General features: G+C 63.1%; 16 protein-coding genes. 6 read left to right on the top strand and 10 right to left on the bottom strand.

Annotation, left to right across the window (positions count from 1 at the left end):
- Positions 1-232: 232 nt before the first annotated feature.
- The 4 genes from EAH73_RS06300 to EAH73_RS06315 all read left to right on the top strand — a co-directional run bounded on the left by EAH73_RS06300 (position 233) and on the right by EAH73_RS06315 (position 4,062).
- Entirely contained in the window at positions 233-595 is a 363-nt protein-coding gene (locus EAH73_RS06300; protein ID WP_140465632.1) for a hypothetical protein, read from the top strand.
- Positions 596-748: 153 nt separating this feature from the next.
- On the top strand, positions 749-1,141 hold the full coding sequence (locus EAH73_RS06305) for a hypothetical protein (protein ID WP_140465633.1): 393 nt from the start codon (positions 749-751) through the stop codon (positions 1,139-1,141).
- 53 nt (positions 1,142-1,194) lie between these two features.
- Positions 1,195-1,593, top strand: coding sequence for a hypothetical protein (locus EAH73_RS23855; protein WP_140465634.1), 399 nt, complete (start codon positions 1,195-1,197; stop codon positions 1,591-1,593).
- Positions 1,594-1,671: 78 nt separating this feature from the next.
- A complete protein-coding gene (locus tag EAH73_RS06315; protein ID WP_140465635.1) occupies positions 1,672-4,062 on the top strand; it encodes a transglycosylase domain-containing protein in 2,391 nt (796 codons plus the stop codon).
- A gap of 53 nt (positions 4,063-4,115) precedes the next feature.
- On the opposite strand, the gene EAH73_RS06320 is transcribed toward EAH73_RS06315, so the two are convergent.
- From EAH73_RS06320 to EAH73_RS06330, 3 genes are all read right to left on the bottom strand, one after another.
- On the bottom strand, positions 4,116-5,021 hold the full coding sequence (locus EAH73_RS06320) for a TIGR01777 family oxidoreductase (protein ID WP_140465636.1): 906 nt from the start codon (positions 5,019-5,021) through the stop codon (positions 4,116-4,118).
- 82 nt (positions 5,022-5,103) lie between these two features.
- Positions 5,104-5,763, bottom strand: a complete 660-nt coding sequence (folE, locus tag EAH73_RS06325; protein ID WP_140465637.1) for a GTP cyclohydrolase I FolE — start codon at positions 5,761-5,763, stop codon at positions 5,104-5,106.
- Complete coding sequence (locus EAH73_RS06330) at positions 5,756-6,163, bottom strand: 6-pyruvoyl trahydropterin synthase family protein (protein ID WP_140465638.1); 408 nt, start codon at positions 6,161-6,163, stop codon at positions 5,756-5,758. The genes folE and EAH73_RS06330 overlap by 8 nt, the downstream gene beginning before the upstream one ends.
- A 269-nt stretch (positions 6,164-6,432) precedes the next feature.
- Between EAH73_RS06330 and EAH73_RS06335 the strand changes: the two genes are divergently transcribed.
- Together EAH73_RS06335 and EAH73_RS06340 are read left to right on the top strand one after the other, a co-directional pair.
- The gene (locus tag EAH73_RS06335; protein ID WP_140465639.1) at positions 6,433-7,140 is read left to right on the top strand and encodes a hypothetical protein; all 708 of its coding nucleotides are present in this window, start codon (positions 6,433-6,435) and stop codon (positions 7,138-7,140) included.
- A gap of 126 nt (positions 7,141-7,266) precedes the next feature.
- Positions 7,267-7,674, top strand: coding sequence for a hypothetical protein (locus EAH73_RS06340; RefSeq protein WP_140465640.1), 408 nt, complete (start codon positions 7,267-7,269; stop codon positions 7,672-7,674).
- Positions 7,675-7,828: 154 nt separating this feature from the next.
- On the opposite strand, the gene rplS is transcribed toward EAH73_RS06340, so the two are convergent.
- The 7 genes from rplS to creD all read right to left on the bottom strand — a co-directional run bounded on the left by rplS (position 7,829) and on the right by creD (position 13,907).
- Entirely contained in the window at positions 7,829-8,209 is a 381-nt protein-coding gene (gene rplS, locus EAH73_RS06345; RefSeq protein WP_140465641.1) for a 50S ribosomal protein L19, read from the bottom strand.
- A 153-nt stretch (positions 8,210-8,362) separates the two neighbouring features.
- On the bottom strand, positions 8,363-9,052 hold the full coding sequence (gene trmD / locus EAH73_RS06350) for a tRNA (guanosine(37)-N1)-methyltransferase TrmD (RefSeq protein WP_140465642.1): 690 nt from the start codon (positions 9,050-9,052) through the stop codon (positions 8,363-8,365).
- 15 nt (positions 9,053-9,067) lie between these two features.
- The gene (gene rimM, locus EAH73_RS06355) at positions 9,068-9,652 is read right to left on the bottom strand and encodes a ribosome maturation factor RimM (protein ID WP_140465643.1); all 585 of its coding nucleotides are present in this window, start codon (positions 9,650-9,652) and stop codon (positions 9,068-9,070) included.
- A gap of 91 nt (positions 9,653-9,743) precedes the next feature.
- Positions 9,744-10,289: a 30S ribosomal protein S16 gene (locus EAH73_RS06360; RefSeq protein WP_140465644.1), complete on the bottom strand. Its 546-nt coding sequence runs from the start codon at positions 10,287-10,289 to the stop codon at positions 9,744-9,746.
- A 296-nt stretch (positions 10,290-10,585) separates the two neighbouring features.
- Complete coding sequence (locus tag EAH73_RS06365) at positions 10,586-11,359, bottom strand: acyl-CoA desaturase (protein WP_140465645.1); 774 nt, start codon at positions 11,357-11,359, stop codon at positions 10,586-10,588.
- Positions 11,360-11,569: 210 nt separating this feature from the next.
- Positions 11,570-12,280 (bottom strand): RluA family pseudouridine synthase, encoded by a 711-nt coding sequence (locus EAH73_RS06370; RefSeq protein ID WP_140465646.1) that lies wholly within the window; start codon positions 12,278-12,280, stop codon positions 11,570-11,572.
- 154 nt (positions 12,281-12,434) lie between these two features.
- Complete coding sequence (gene creD / locus EAH73_RS06375) at positions 12,435-13,907, bottom strand: cell envelope integrity protein CreD (RefSeq protein ID WP_140465647.1); 1,473 nt, start codon at positions 13,905-13,907, stop codon at positions 12,435-12,437.
- Positions 13,908-14,040: the final 133 nt, after the last annotated feature.

The raw sequence follows: 14,040 nt of genomic DNA on the forward strand, positions 1-14,040 counted from the left end.
TCGCGGCGTGCTTTGCCGGGTTTTGCTGCTGCTGCCCAGCAAGCTAGCCGCGGCCCATTGTCTGGGATGCACACTGGCGCTTACGTGTGGTGCATAGCGTTGCGCCTATTACTGGCGGTTTGGATGACAGCCAGCTTTTTCCTATTTCTGATCTTTTTGATCAGCCTCCTTGGCACCGCTACATATACATATTAAGCTAATCACTGAGCTGAGCAATTTATTTAGGTGCCTTATGAAATCACTTGCTACCTCCCGCCCGCCGCGTTGGCTGCCGCCGTGGCCGGTGGTGCCGCCGCTGCTGTGGGCCACGGCCGCCGTGGCGGTGCTGGCGGTGCTCAGCCTGGTTTTTAAGCACGAGCTGTGGACCCGCCCGGGCCGCGCCGGGTCCGGGAGCGCCGCAGTGCTGCTGGGGGCCCTGGTGGTGGCTGGCCCGCAAGTAGCGCGGGTGCTCTGGAATTGGCCGGCGGCCTACGCGGGGCCCCGGTGGTTGGGCATATTGTTCGAGGTGGGGACCCGGGCGGCGGCCGTGGGGCTGCTCGTGCTGGAGTTGCTGGGCTGCCTCGTGCTAGCGGGCCTAATGCTACTTGGCGGATAAAGTACTTGGCGGATAAAGCGCCAGGGTGCGGAAGGCTAACGTGCAAGCTGGCTGGTTTTTTGGTGCTAGTTGGTTAGTTTAGCAGCGCCGGCCGGTTCGTGCTCCGTTGCGGAGCGGGGGCCCTGGACGATCCTTCCCAACCACCTCCCGCTCATGGCCCGTTTCTTCCTGTTGCTGCTGCTGTTTGTGGCCATTGTGCTGGAATTGGGGCTCACGGGCGGGGCCTTTTTTGCACCGGCCTTCACGCTGGGCAAGTTTGGGGTGAAGTACGGGCCCGACACGGCCTTTCTGGGCTACCTCACGGGCTGGTTTTTGCTGTTTGTGTCGGCGGTGGCGGTGCAGGCCTTTGCCTGGGTGTGGCAGCGGCGGCCAAACTTTGCGGCCCTGTGCTACCTGCTGGGCGCGTGGTGGGTCGGCATCGGCATTGGCATCTACATCGTGTTCGGCCGGCCCGATAACCTGCTGCTCGACTCCATCAAAGGGGCCCTGCTGATGCTGCTGGCCTGGCGCTGCCAAGGCGGCCGCATGCCGCTGCGGCGCTACTAAGCCAGCGGGGGCCCTATCTTGGGGCCGGGGCCGCTGGTGCCCCGCCGCCGCTTATGCTTCCTCCCCTGTTGCTGCCCGCCCCGCCCAAGCCCTCGCGCCTGGGCCGGGCGCTGGCCGCCGCCCAGGCCGCCAAAGAAACCCTGAGCTTCCTGCTGCTGGTGCTGCCGCTGGCCCTGGAGTCCCCCCTGGTGCTTGTATCGGCCCTGCCCGGGCTGGGGCTGTACTTGTTGCACCTGTACCTAGCCAGCGGCCGGGCCAGCCGGGTGCTGGCCGTGGCCACCTGGGTGCTCACGCTGGCCGATGAGCTGTGGGCCGTGCTGCTCTACCACGACCTGGGGGCCCCGCTGGCGGCCCGGCGCCTGCACCTCAGCCACTGCCTGGGCATCGGCCTCAGCCTGCTGGCCCTGGCCGAGCTGGCCGCGCGCTGGGCGCGCCGCCGCCGGCCGGCGTAGGGCCCCCGGCCCCGCCCGCGGTATATTTGTACTTCTGCGTGGCGGGGCCGTGGCCCCGCCTTCCACCTGCGTTCCTGCATGGCCGTTCCCTCCCCGCCGCTCCCACCCGCGCCGCCTGCGCGCTTGCCCACCCCGTCTGGCCGCTGGCCGCGCCGCCTGGTGCGGTGGGGCTGGGCCCTGTTCGGGCTGAGCCTGGTGCTCTTCCTGGTCTACCCCATCTTGGTCAGCACCAACTTCTTATTTCTGTTTGGAAAGTCGCCGAGCCTGGCCGAGCTGGAAAGCCCCAAGGTGGAGCAGGCCTCCGAGCTGTACACCGCCGATGGGGTGCTGATGGGTAAGTACTTTCGCGAAAACCGCTCGCCGGTGCCGCTGAGTAAGATTTCCCCGCTGCTCATCAAGGCCCTGGTGGCGACGGAAGACGTGCGCTTCTACGACCACGCCGGCATCGACGGGCCGGCCCTGCTGGGGGCCCTGGCGGCGGCCGCGCGCGGCGAAAAGCGCGGTGGCTCGACCCTCACCCAGCAGCTGGCCAAAAACTTGTACAAAACCCGGCGCGGCGAAACCCGCGGCGGCCTCGGCCACGTGCCCGGCCTGAACACGCTCATCAGCAAAACCAAGGAGTGGCTGACGGCCGTGGAGCTGGAGCGCCGCTACACGAAAGAGGAAATTCTGCGCATGTACCTGAACACGGTGGAGTACGGCTCGAACGCCTACGGCGTCAAGGTGGCGGCCAAAACCTACTTCAACACCTCGCCCGATAGCCTCTCGGCAGTTCAGGCCGCCATGCTGGTGGGCGTGCTGAACAACCCCACAGCTTATAACCCGCGCTTCCACCCCGAAGCCGCCCGCCGCCGCCGCAACGTGGTGCTGGAGCGCATGGGCCAGGCCGGTATCTTGAAAGCCAGCGAAGTAGGGGCCCTGCAAGCCCTGCCCGTAGCCCTCGACTACCACGTGGAGCGCCACATCGACGGGCCCGACAACTACTTCCGCGGGGCCATTGGCCAAGTGATTACCAAGTGGTGCGACGACCACGACCTGGACCTGTACCGCGACGGCCTGCGCATCTACACCACCCTCGATTCGCGGATGCAGGACCACGCCGAAGTGGCCCTGCACGAGCGCATGAAGGCCCTCCAGCGCAACTTCGACAACTTCTGGCGCAACCGCGGCCAAAACCCCTGGGTGGACGAAAAAGGCGAGGAAATCCCCGATTTCATCAACACCCAAATCAAGCGCACCGAGGTGTATAAAACCCTCAACAACCGCTACCACGGCAACCAGGCGCAGATTGAGGCGGCCCTGAACCTGAAGCGCCCGATGAAGGTCTTCACCTGGAAGCACGACGACGGCGACACCACGCTGGTGATGTCGTCGCTCGATTCATTGGCCTACTACAAGCACTTTTTGCAGGCCGGCATGATGACGATGGACCCCTACACGGGCTCCATCAAGGCTTGGGTGGGGGGCCTGGACTACCGTTTCTTCCAGTACGACCACGTGAAGCAGGGCCGCCGCCAGGCCGGCTCCACCTTCAAGCCGTTTGTGTACCTCACGGCTCTCGACAACGGCTACTCGCCCTGCGACCGGATCCGGGACCAGCGCGTGACCATCAAGTACGTCGAGAACGGCAAGCCCATGGAGTGGCAGCCTGACAACGTGACCCGTGAATACACCGGCATCAACATGACGCTGCGCCACGCCATGGCCCGCTCCGTGAACTCCGTAACGGCCCAGTTAACAGAGCTGGTAGGCTGGGACAAAGTGGCTGTGTACGCCCGCAAAGTGGGCATTACCAGCCCGTTGCTGCCGGTGCCGAGCATCGGCCTGGGCTCGGCCGGCGACGTGAGCGTGTACGAGATGGTGGACGCCTACAGCACGTTCATGAACACGGGCTTCCGCTCGCAGCCCCGCCTCATCACCCGCATCGAGGACCGCCACGGCAACGTCATCCAGCAGTTCGACCCCGTGCAGCGCCGCGCCATCTCGCCTGAAACGGCCTGGCTGATGACCTACATGCTGCGCGGCGGCATGGAGGAGCCCGGCGGCACCTCGCAGGCCCTGTGGGACTACGACCTCTGGCACAAGGACAACCAAATCGGCGGCAAAACCGGCACCACCTCCAACTACTCCGACGGCTGGTACATGGGCCTCACCAAGGACCTGGTGACCGGCGTGTGGGTGGGCGGCGAAGACCGCAGCATCCACTTCGTGGGCTCGCAGCAGGGTGAGGGCGGCCGCACGGCCTTGCCCATCTACGGCAAGTACATGGAGAAGATTTACCAGGATAAATCCCTGGGCTACGACTACGGCCACTTCCCCGACCCCACGGTCAAAATCAATAAAAAATACACTTGCACCTCGCCCGACGAGCCCCGTCGCCGCCGCGAATCTGCCGTGGATACTATCGCCGCCGACAACCTATTGGAGCGCATGAACGGCGATAATGGCGTGCCGGATAGTGTGCGTTAGCTAAGTATTTAGGAGTTATTGCGTTTAGCAGGAATTAAAAGCTAAATGCACAATTATTCTGCTCCATACAACTCCTTTAGGGCCCCACGGAGCACCGGGTAATCGAACTCAAAGCCCTGCTTCATCACCTTTTCGGCACTCACGTACTGGCCGGCTAATACGATTTCGCTCTGCTCGCCTAGTAGCAGTTTGAGGGCGAAGGTTGGCACCTTAGGTAGCAGCAGCGGGCGGTGCAACACCTCGGCCAGCACTTCGGTGAAGGCCTCATTGGTGGCGGGGTAAGGGGCCACGGCATTGTAGGGCCCCTGCCATGCGTCGTCGGCGAGCATGGCCATAAATAGATGGCACAAATCGTCGAGGTGTACCCAGGACAGGTACTGCTGGCCAGTTCCCAGCGGGGCCCCCAGGCCCAGCTTCACAGTAGCGGCCAGCGGCACCAGGGCCCCACCCTTGGTACTGAGCACCACGCCGATGCGCGGCGTGATAAGCCGAATGCCCAGTGCTGCAATGGGTGCGGCGGCTTGCTCCCAGCGCTGAGTTAATTCGGCTAGGAAATCGTGCGCCGGGGGCGTTTCCTCGGTGGCCAGCCGGTCGCCAGTGTTGCCGTAGTAGCCGATGGCCGACGCCGAGAGCACGGCCTGCACGCGGTGGCCGGGCTTGGCCAGCTCGCGGTGCAGCAGGGCCAAGCTGTCGAGGCGGCTGGCGGCCAGCACTTTCTTGCGGTCCTCCGTCCAGCGGCCTTCGCCCACGTTGGCCCCGGCTAGGTTCACCACCACGTCGGCAAAGGGCACGGCAGCTGGGTCGATGGTGCCGTCGGCGGGGGCCCACACGAAGGTTTGGTAGGGCCCCTGGCCACCCGCCTCGCGGCTGAGCAGCGCCACTTCGTGGCCGGCTTCGGTGAGCAGTTGGGAGAGGCGGGTACCCACGAGGCCCGTGCCGCCGGTGATGAGGACTTTCATACAGAAGCGAGTATGTGGAAGAGTAAGCTCATCTACGACAAATACCGCCCGGTGGTACCACCGCGCCCGCCACTTCGGGGTCCTACTTGCCGATTTGCCGCAGAAACTCGGTGCGCAGGGCCGCGTCGGTGGCGAAGCGCCCGCCATACTCGCTGGTGAGCGTCGAGCTGCTGGTGTCGTTCACGCCGCGGCTCATCACGCACAAGTGGTCGGCCTCGATGAGCACGGCCACGTCGGGCGTGCCCAGGCTCTGCTGGAGCTCCTCGGCAATCTGGCGGGTGAGGCGCTCCTGCACCTGCGGGCGGCGGGCGTAGTGCTGCACCACGCGGTTGAGCTTGCTGAGGCCCACCACGTTGCCGGCCGGTAGATAAGCCACGTGGGCCTTGCCCACGATGGGCACGAAGTGGTGCTCGCAGCACGAGAACAGCGTGATGTCGCGCTCCACCAGCAGCTGGTGGTAGCCGTAGCGGTTCTCAAACAGCTTCACGTCGGGCCGGTGGGCGGGGTTTAGGCCCCGGAACCACTCCTGCACGTACATTTTGGCCACCCGGTGCGGCGTGCCGGCCAGGCTGTCGTCGGCCAGGTCGAGGCCCAACTCTTCCATAATGGCCGCGAAATGGCCCGCGATGGCCGCAATCTTGGTGTCGTCCGCCGCGTCGAAGGCGTCGGGTCGCAGAGGGGTGCGCAGGCCCGGGGGCAGGTGCGCGTCGGGGGCGGGGCGGGCCCCGGAGTCGTTAGCCATGATATTCGGCAAAGTTACGCGCCGTCTCGTGGAGCGTGACCGATAGCGCCAGCTCGGCCGCCAAATGTGGCCGTAGGCGCTCCCAGATGGCCACGGCGATGTGTTCGACCGTGGGGTTGATGGTGCGGAATTCTTCCACGTCCAGGTTGAGGTTGCGGTGGTCGTAGCGGTCGAGCACCTCGCGCTTGATGAGGTTGCTCAGCCGCTTCATGTCGTACACGTAGCCCGTGTCGGGGTCCACGGGCCCGGTGAGGCGCACCACCAAGTTGTAGTTGTGGCCGTGGTAGTTGGGGTTGTTGCAGGGCCCAAACACACGCTGGTTTTGTGCCTCGTCCCAAGCGGGGTTGTGAAGGCGATGGGCGGCGTTGAAATGCTCGGCGCGGCAGACGGTTACGGACATAGTTACACTTAACCGGGCCTTCACAAAATTTGTTCGGCAACCGAGCGGGCAGAAAGTGCCACCCTTGGAGCCCGTTTAGGCAGTGCAATTTTATGATAGAAGAACGAGTAAATTTAAATTATCTAATAAAAATACAGTTTTAGGGTAAATTTTTGGTACTTTATGGTGTATGCTTGCGGAATAGACATAAATTTGAAATGCCAAACCAGTCCGGTATTCTTTACGCGTTTACAATCCTATCTTTTTAGCTTTTTCTAATATTTACTTCCATGACCCAACGCCTACTTTTCTTCCTGTTTGCGTGCCTGGTTTCCTTTGGGGCCCTGGCGCAACGCTCGCCGGTGGACGAAACCGATAACACCATCGACGGCATTCCGCGCAAAGGCCAGCGCGTATCCATCCAGCTTGACAACCGCCGTGTGGAGGCGGCCTGGCTCAAGTATCTTAACGATAAATACCCCGGTAAGGTGAAAAACGTCAAGGGCGTCATCAAGCTCGACGGGGTAGTGGTGGAAGATGTTTCGCCCACGCCGGTGCGCGTAATCACAAAGGTCGACGGCATCCCGACGGGTACTACCGTGTGGTGGAGCATCGACCTGGGCAACGCCTACCTGGGCCGCGAAGCCACCCCGGTGCAGTGGAAAGCCGCCGAGAAGTACCTCAAGGACTTTGCCCGCGGCATGTACCGCGAAGACGTGGTGGCGCAGATCTCGGAGGCTGAAAAAGCCCTCGTGCAATCGCAAAACAACCACGCGGCCATCATCGCCAAGGTGGAGGTCATCAAGAAAGATGTGGACAAGAATAAGGCCCGCAAACTGGAAATCCAGCAGCAACTGGCTCAGAACGCGGCTGAGCTGTTGCAGTACAACAACCTGATCGACGCCAACCTGAAGGAGCAGGAATCGGCCCGGGCCGACATTGTGAACATGCGCGTGTCGCTGGAATCGGTGAAGGACCGCATGAACAAAATCGAGTAGGGCTCCCGCTGCCCTGCCCCGCCGGGGCCCCGCCAGTTGCTGGCGGGGCCCCTTTTTTTGGCATCGCCCAACCCTGGGCGACGGTTCTGCGTTTGGATCAGACGTTTTACATACGATTCAGTACCCATGGAAAAGACCGAAGTTCAGCACCAGAACCACCTCGACGGCGCCGTCAACATTTTGTCGCAGGATTTGGTGGAAGAAGCCAGCCGCGCCGGCCTCGATAATCACCTACAGCGCTGGATTGAAGACCTGAAGGCTGCCAACAACCCCCAGCTGCACCAGCTCGTGGTAGACCTGCAAGAGCTGAAGGCCCACTTCGGTAGCGGTAGCTACGACAAGGACACCATCAGCAAGCTGTTGGCGCGCCTTGGTAAGAACACCAGCCAGGCCGCCGTATTCGCCGAAGGCAACACGCAGCCCCGCGTAGAGAAACTGGGCGAGGCGCTGACCGCCGCCGCCAAGCAAGTGCAGGACAGCGATAAGAGTACCCCTAACGACGACCTGCAAGCCGATTCGGCCAGCAGCAAGTAGGCTCTAGGGCCCCGCAGCAAAAAGGCCAGCCCCCGCATGGGGGCTGGCCTTTTTGCTGCGGGGCCCTAAAAAATAGGACGTGCCTCACTGGGCGCACACAAAGCCGGCCTTCTCCGTGAGGAAAAGGCCGGCTTTGACTGTGACCGAAGATGCCTTAGGCGGCTACGGGCTTGATGGCGTTCAAACGACGCTCTTTGATGCGGGCTTGCTTGCCCGAGAGGCCGCGCAGGTAGAACAGACGGGCGCGACGCACCTTGCCGCGGCGGACCACCTCAATTTTTTCGATGTTGGGCGAGAGCAGGGGGAAAATCCGCTCGGTGCCGATCTGGTTCGAAATCTTGCGTACGGTGAAGGTTTCGCCGTTCGAGCTGGGGTTGCGGCGCTGAAGCACCACGCCCTGGAACTGCTGGATGCGCTCCTTGTTGCCCTCACGGATTTTTACGTGCACGTTCACGGTGTCGCCGGCGGCGAAGAGAGGGAAGCTGGCGCGGCGCTCCTGCGCTTCGGCATTAATAAAGTCGAGTAGTACGCTCATGGCGAAAGAAATTGCGAAGGGACGGCGCCGCCGGCCCGGATTGATTTTACGAAACGGAGCGCAAAGATATGGATTCTAGCGCAGGATAGCAAATGCGTAGCAGATGAGGCGGATAGATAAGGCGTTATCTGTTGGGAAACCAGGCCCGGGGCCCTATTTTTCCTCGGAATCACCCAATAAATCGGGCCGCCGCGCCTGGGTACGGGCCAGGGCCTGGGCGTGGCGCCACTCCTCGATGAGCGGCGTATTACCCGAAAGCAGGATGGCCGGCACTGCCTGGCCGCGCCACTCGGCGGGCCGCGTGTACACGGGCGGGGCCAGTAGGTCGTCCTGAAACGAGTCGGACAGGGCCGATTCTTCGTTGCCCAGCACGCCGGGCAGCAGCCGCACCACGGCATCAACCAGTATAGCGGCTCCCAGCTCGCCGCCGCTCAGCACGTAGTCGCCCACGCTGATTTCGTGGGTGATGTAGGTCGCCCGCAGGCGTTCGTCGATGCCCTTGTAGTGGCCGCAGAGCATGATGACGTTGGTGAGCAGCGAGAGGCGGTTGGCCAGCGGCTGGCGCAGGGTTTCGCCGTCGGGCGTGAGGTAAATCACGGCGTCATAGGGGCGCTGGGCCAGCAGCTCGTCCAGCCAAGCCGCAATGGGCTCCACGCGCAGCACCATGCCGGCCCCGCCCCCAAATACGTAGTCGTCAATCTGCCCGTGCTTATTGATGGCGTGCCGGCGCAGGTCGTGCACGTGGATTTCGGCCAGGCCCTTGTCCTGGGCTCGCTTCACGATGGAGTGGGCGAAGGGGCTGGCCAGCAGCTCGGGCTGGCAGGTGATGATGTCGATGCGCATCGTGGGGCCCCCGGGTTAAGCGGGTTCGCTAGCGTCGTCGGCTTCGTCCTGCTGGCGGGTCGTGGGGGCAAGGTAGATGTCGAGCAAGCCGTCGGGCAGACGCACAAATACCTGGCGGGCCGCTGTGTCGGCGCGCAGCACAATGGCGTCCACCACGGGTACCAGCACCTCGTGGCCCTGGTAGCGCATGGCCAGCATGTCCTGCTGGGGCAGCTCGTAGAAGTTCTCCACCACGCCCAGCTCGCCCAGCGCCTCGTCAATCACCGTGAAGCCGATGACGTCGTGGTAGTAAAACTGGTCGTCGCCGAGGGCCGGCAGGGCCTCCAGGGGCAGGTGCAACGTGGCGTTGCGTAGCGGCTCGGCCTCCTCAATGCGCTCGATGCCCTTGAGCTTGAGTAGCACGCGGGTGCCCGACTGGGGCTGCACCTTCTCCACGGCGTGGGCCACGAGCTTGGTGGGGGCCCCGGGCAGGGCCAGGTACACGGTTTTCAGCTTCTGGTAGGCGGTGGTGTCGTCCACGTCGAAGTCGGCGGCCACGAAGCCGCGCAGGCCGTGGGGCTTGGTGATTTTGCCGAGCTGGTAGGTTTCGTCGAAAAGCATGGCGGGCGAAAAAGGGGTGAAAAAAGAATCCGGCAGCCGCTGCCCGGGCGGACAACAACTGCCGGACTTTTCAGTCGCTAAGCGGCAAAAACTACGCGGCGTCCTCGGCCGATACTTCGGCGGTCTCGGTCGTCTCGGTTTCGGCAGCAGCCGGGGCGGGAGCAGCAGCGGCCAGGGCGGCGGCTTGCTTCTGGCGCTGTGCTTCGCTGCGGGCCTCTTTTACCTTGGTTTCGGCGGCCAAGGCAGCGGTGCGGGCGTCGGCTTTGGCGTCCACCAGGCCGGTGCGCTTGCCTTCGATGCGGGCGTCCTTGTCGGTCTTCCAATCAGCGAAGCGCTGGTCGGCCACGTCCTGGGTCAGGGCGCCTTTGTCAACACCCAGCTGGAGGTGACGACGGTAGAGCACGCCGCGGTACGAGAGCATGGCGCGCACCGTGTCGGTGGGCTGGGCACCGGTCATCATCCAGTAAAACGCGCGGTCGGCGTCGTAGTTGATGGTGGCGGGGTTGGTATTGGGGTTGTAGGTGCCGAGTTTCTCGATGAAACGGCCGTCGCGGGGCGAGCGGGCGTCAGCTACTACGATGTCGTAAGTCGCGGCTTTTTTACGGCCACGGCGGGCGAGGCGGATTTTAACTGCCATAAACCTTGGGGGTTGTGCAACGCAACTCGTGCGTTTGGTTGAAAATTATTTGGGTCCGCAAAGGTACGCACGAAAGGGCTGCAAACCGTGGGAATTTTCACTAATAAGTACTTCCACCACGGCCGGGCCGAATACAAGCTGCTGGGGCCTCTATATGGGGCAGTCTTTTTCCTGCTGTAACGAGCAACGGCTCGCCAGCTACTTTCTGCGGTGGGGTAGGGGCCTCAGGGCCCCAAATGCAAAAAGAGAGGGCCCCTTCCGCAGAAGGGGCCCTCTCTTTTTAGCTGGCAACACGGCTACGCCGGGACGGCCACCTTCTTAACACGTTGCTTGGGCTGCACGTTCTTGCGCTTGATTTTGATGATGCGGGCCTTGTCCAAGGTCCAGATGACAGAGTAGGTAGGGTCCAGCTCCCACCACTTCACGCCGAAGTTCACGCGCATGGGCAGCTTGTGGTGGTTGTTCTGGAACAGCTCGCCGAAGGCCAGGAAGTCCAGAGCCAACGTGTTTTTGCTCTTGTCGTGGTTGTCGAAGTTCTGGTAGCCGTACTTGTGGCCGCCCCAGTTCACGATGGCGCCGTGGATGGGGCCCATCAGGAAGTGAATCGGGAGCAGCAGGTACTGCCACCAGGCCGTGGCAAAGTTGATGTAGAATAGTACATAAGCCGTGCCCCAGCCCAAGCGCGAATAGACCGTGCCGCCGAAAGCCTCCAGCGACTTCCACTCTGGAATATCGCCCTCGAAACGCTTGGCCTCCTCATTCTTGTGGTTCACCACATCGTTGTAGATGTTCTTGGTCTTCCACATCATATCGAACGCGTTGTTCGAGAAGTGCGGCGAGTGCGGGTCCAGCGCCGTGTCGGAGTAGGCGTGGTGCATGCGGTGCAGCAGGGCGTAGGCCCGCGGCGAGAGGAAGCTGCTGCCCTGGCAGACATAAGTGAACAAGAAGAAGAATCGCTCCCAGAACTTATTCATCGTAAACATCTTATGCGCCGCGTAGCGGTGCAGGTAAAACGTCTGCGTGAACAGCGATAAGTAGTAATGGGCAACGAAGAAAACGAGGATGGCCATAAGGTGTTGGAAGCGTGAATTGCCCGGACAAGCAAAATGCCCGGCGGTTGGTTCAGCGGCTGCACTACAAAATTACGGCCGGAGTCCCAGCTTGGACTTTCCCGAAACAAAAACCCCAAAATCTTGCACGTAGCGCGGTTATTATTAGCAAATGTTATTCACCAATAACCATTTATAGTGCACGGCGTGGGGCCCAAAATGGGCGCTGCCTTAGCAGAAAAGCTCGCGGGCGGGGTCCCAGTGCGGGGCGTCGGGCAGGGGGGCCACGAAGGTCATGGCCTCTTTCGTGACGGGGTGCTGGAGCTGGAGCTGGCGGGCGTGCAGGGCAATGCTTACGTCGGGCAGCGGGGCAATGAAGCCGTACTTCACGTCGCCGATAATGGGCGTGCCCAGGCCGGTGGCTAACTGCGTCCGAATTTGGTGAGGGCGGCCCGTCACGGGGTTTATCTTCAGCAAAAAGCGGTTGGCGGCAGGCCCCAGCAGCTCGTAGCGCAGCTCGGAGCGCAGGCCTTGGGTGTGCTTTTCGGGGTAGGCCTTGGTTACGTTGCGGATCGTGTCCTTCACCAGCCAGTGCACCAGCGTACCGGATTCCGGCACGGGTGGCTTGCCGGTGAGGGCCCAGTAAGTTTTGGTCATCAGCGAGTCGCGGAACATCTCGTTGAGGCGGCTTAGGGCCTTGCTGGTTTTGGCCAGCACCACAATGCCGCTCACCGGCCGGTCGATGCGGTGGCACACGCCCACGAAGGCCTCGCCGGGCTTCTTGTACTTGAATTTCAGGTACTCGGCGGCTTTCTTGGACAGGGGCTCGTCGCCGGTGGCGTCGCCCTGCACGAGCAGGCCGGCGGGCTTATTAATGACGAGCAAGTGGTTGTCTTCGAACAGAATTTCTCTGCCTTCGGACCAGATGTTGGGACGGTTCACGCGGCGAATGCGGGCGGAAAATGGGGAATGGGCGCGCGAGCAAATTAGGGCCCCGGGGGCCACCGCACACGTCAGACCACACCAATCGGCAACCCCGCTTTTGCTTTTGCTAGGGCGAAGATACGCGCCCGGCCGGAAGCAAAACCCCGCCGCCTCAGGCGCCGGCCGGCGGGCCCGCCGGCTGGTACCAGTCCACGCGGCGCGAAAGGAACATGACCGTGCCCAGCACCACCACCAAGCCGATGCTGCCCACCAGCAGCGCGTAATCCTGCAGTTGCAGCACCACGAACAGAAAGCCGTAAGCCACCGTCAGCACGCCCGCCGTGGCTGCGGTGAGGCGGCGCTGCCGGAAGCTGGCCGCCGCGTACGCCGTGATAAGCCCCACAATGGTGAGGGCCGAAATGCCGTAGGCCGCATCAAACGGCATTTGCTCGGACAAGGCCAGGAGCAGCACGTAGAAAATGACCAGGCCCAGGCCCACCAAAATGTACTGGAAGGGATGGATGCGCCGGCCGTTCAGGATTTCGACAAAGAAGAACACCAGGAACGTGAGCGTAAGCGGCAGCAGGGCGTATTTGGCGGCGCGCATGGTTTTCTGGTATTCGTTCACGGGCACCAGCAGGCGCACGCCGAAGGTGGAGGCGTCCACGTCGGGCCGGTCGCCGTCGGAGCGCCAGTGCTGGGGGTAGTTGCGGTTGAGGTGCAGCACCCGCCAGTCGGCGGTGAATTGATTGGCCGTGATGTTGCGCTGCGCCGGCAGGAAGGCGCCGATGAAACTCGGGTCGGCCCAAGGGGCGCTCAGGTGCAGGGTGGTTTGGCGGCCCAGGGGCGCCACCAGCAGGCCGGTGCTGCCGTTCAGGTCGAGGTCGAAGGCGAAGGTGTGGCGGCGGGCCAGGGCGGCCGCGTCGGGCAGGGGCACGGCGGCGCTGAGGCCGTTGGCGGTTTGGCCGGAGCCGTTGTCGTCGTCGCTGCCGTCGCCTTGGTATTTGGAGTAGCGCTGCTGCTCGTTGGCCACGGCCGTGACCTGGGTGGTGGCGGTGGGGGCCGTGCCCCGCGGCAGCACATCGGCGTTGGGCACGCCGGGCTCGAAGCCGCGCGGCTGGCCGTCCCAGCGGAGCGCCAGGCCGTTGCGGATGCCCTTCATGTCGGAAATGCCCACGGCCACGAAGGCTTCGGCCCAGCGCACCGCCGCCGGCGCCACCCCCAAATCGGCCAGCGGCGGGGCCTGGAAGCTGCCCCGCACGTGCAGCCCCGCGCGGTACACCACCGCCTCGTAGATGCCCCGGTGCCGCCGCTCGGGCGCCAGCGTGCCGGTGGTGGCCAGGGTATCGGGCAGCAGGCTGAGGTAGCGGGTGGCTTCGGTCACGCGGCCCTTTTCGTCGGTTTCGCGCGCCGTGTAGGGCAGCACCAGCACGGGGCCCAGCACCAGCTGCGCCCCGCCCCACTGGCCGCTGATTTCGGCGGTGGCCGCGTCGCGGTTCTCGGCCCGCTCCGTGATGAGGCCCTGCACCATGCTCGATGGGATGAGCAGCAGCAGCAGTAGGATGCCGATGCTGAACAGCTTGAGCGTGACCGAGGCACTCATCCAGGCATTCAGCCGGTCGAAGGCGGTGGGAGTAGGCGTCATGTTTTTGAAATATGAAGTACTTTGTTTTGCAAAGTAAAAGACAAAAACTGTGTATTGGTGCGGCGCCTGGAAATAAAAAAGCTGGGGCCCCCACGCAGTTGCGTGGGGGCCTCAGCTTTTTTATTTCCAGGCG

The sequence above is a fragment of the Hymenobacter nivis genome (assembly GCF_006439025.1).
GTDB lineage: Bacteria > Bacteroidota > Bacteroidia > Cytophagales > Hymenobacteraceae > Hymenobacter > Hymenobacter nivis_A.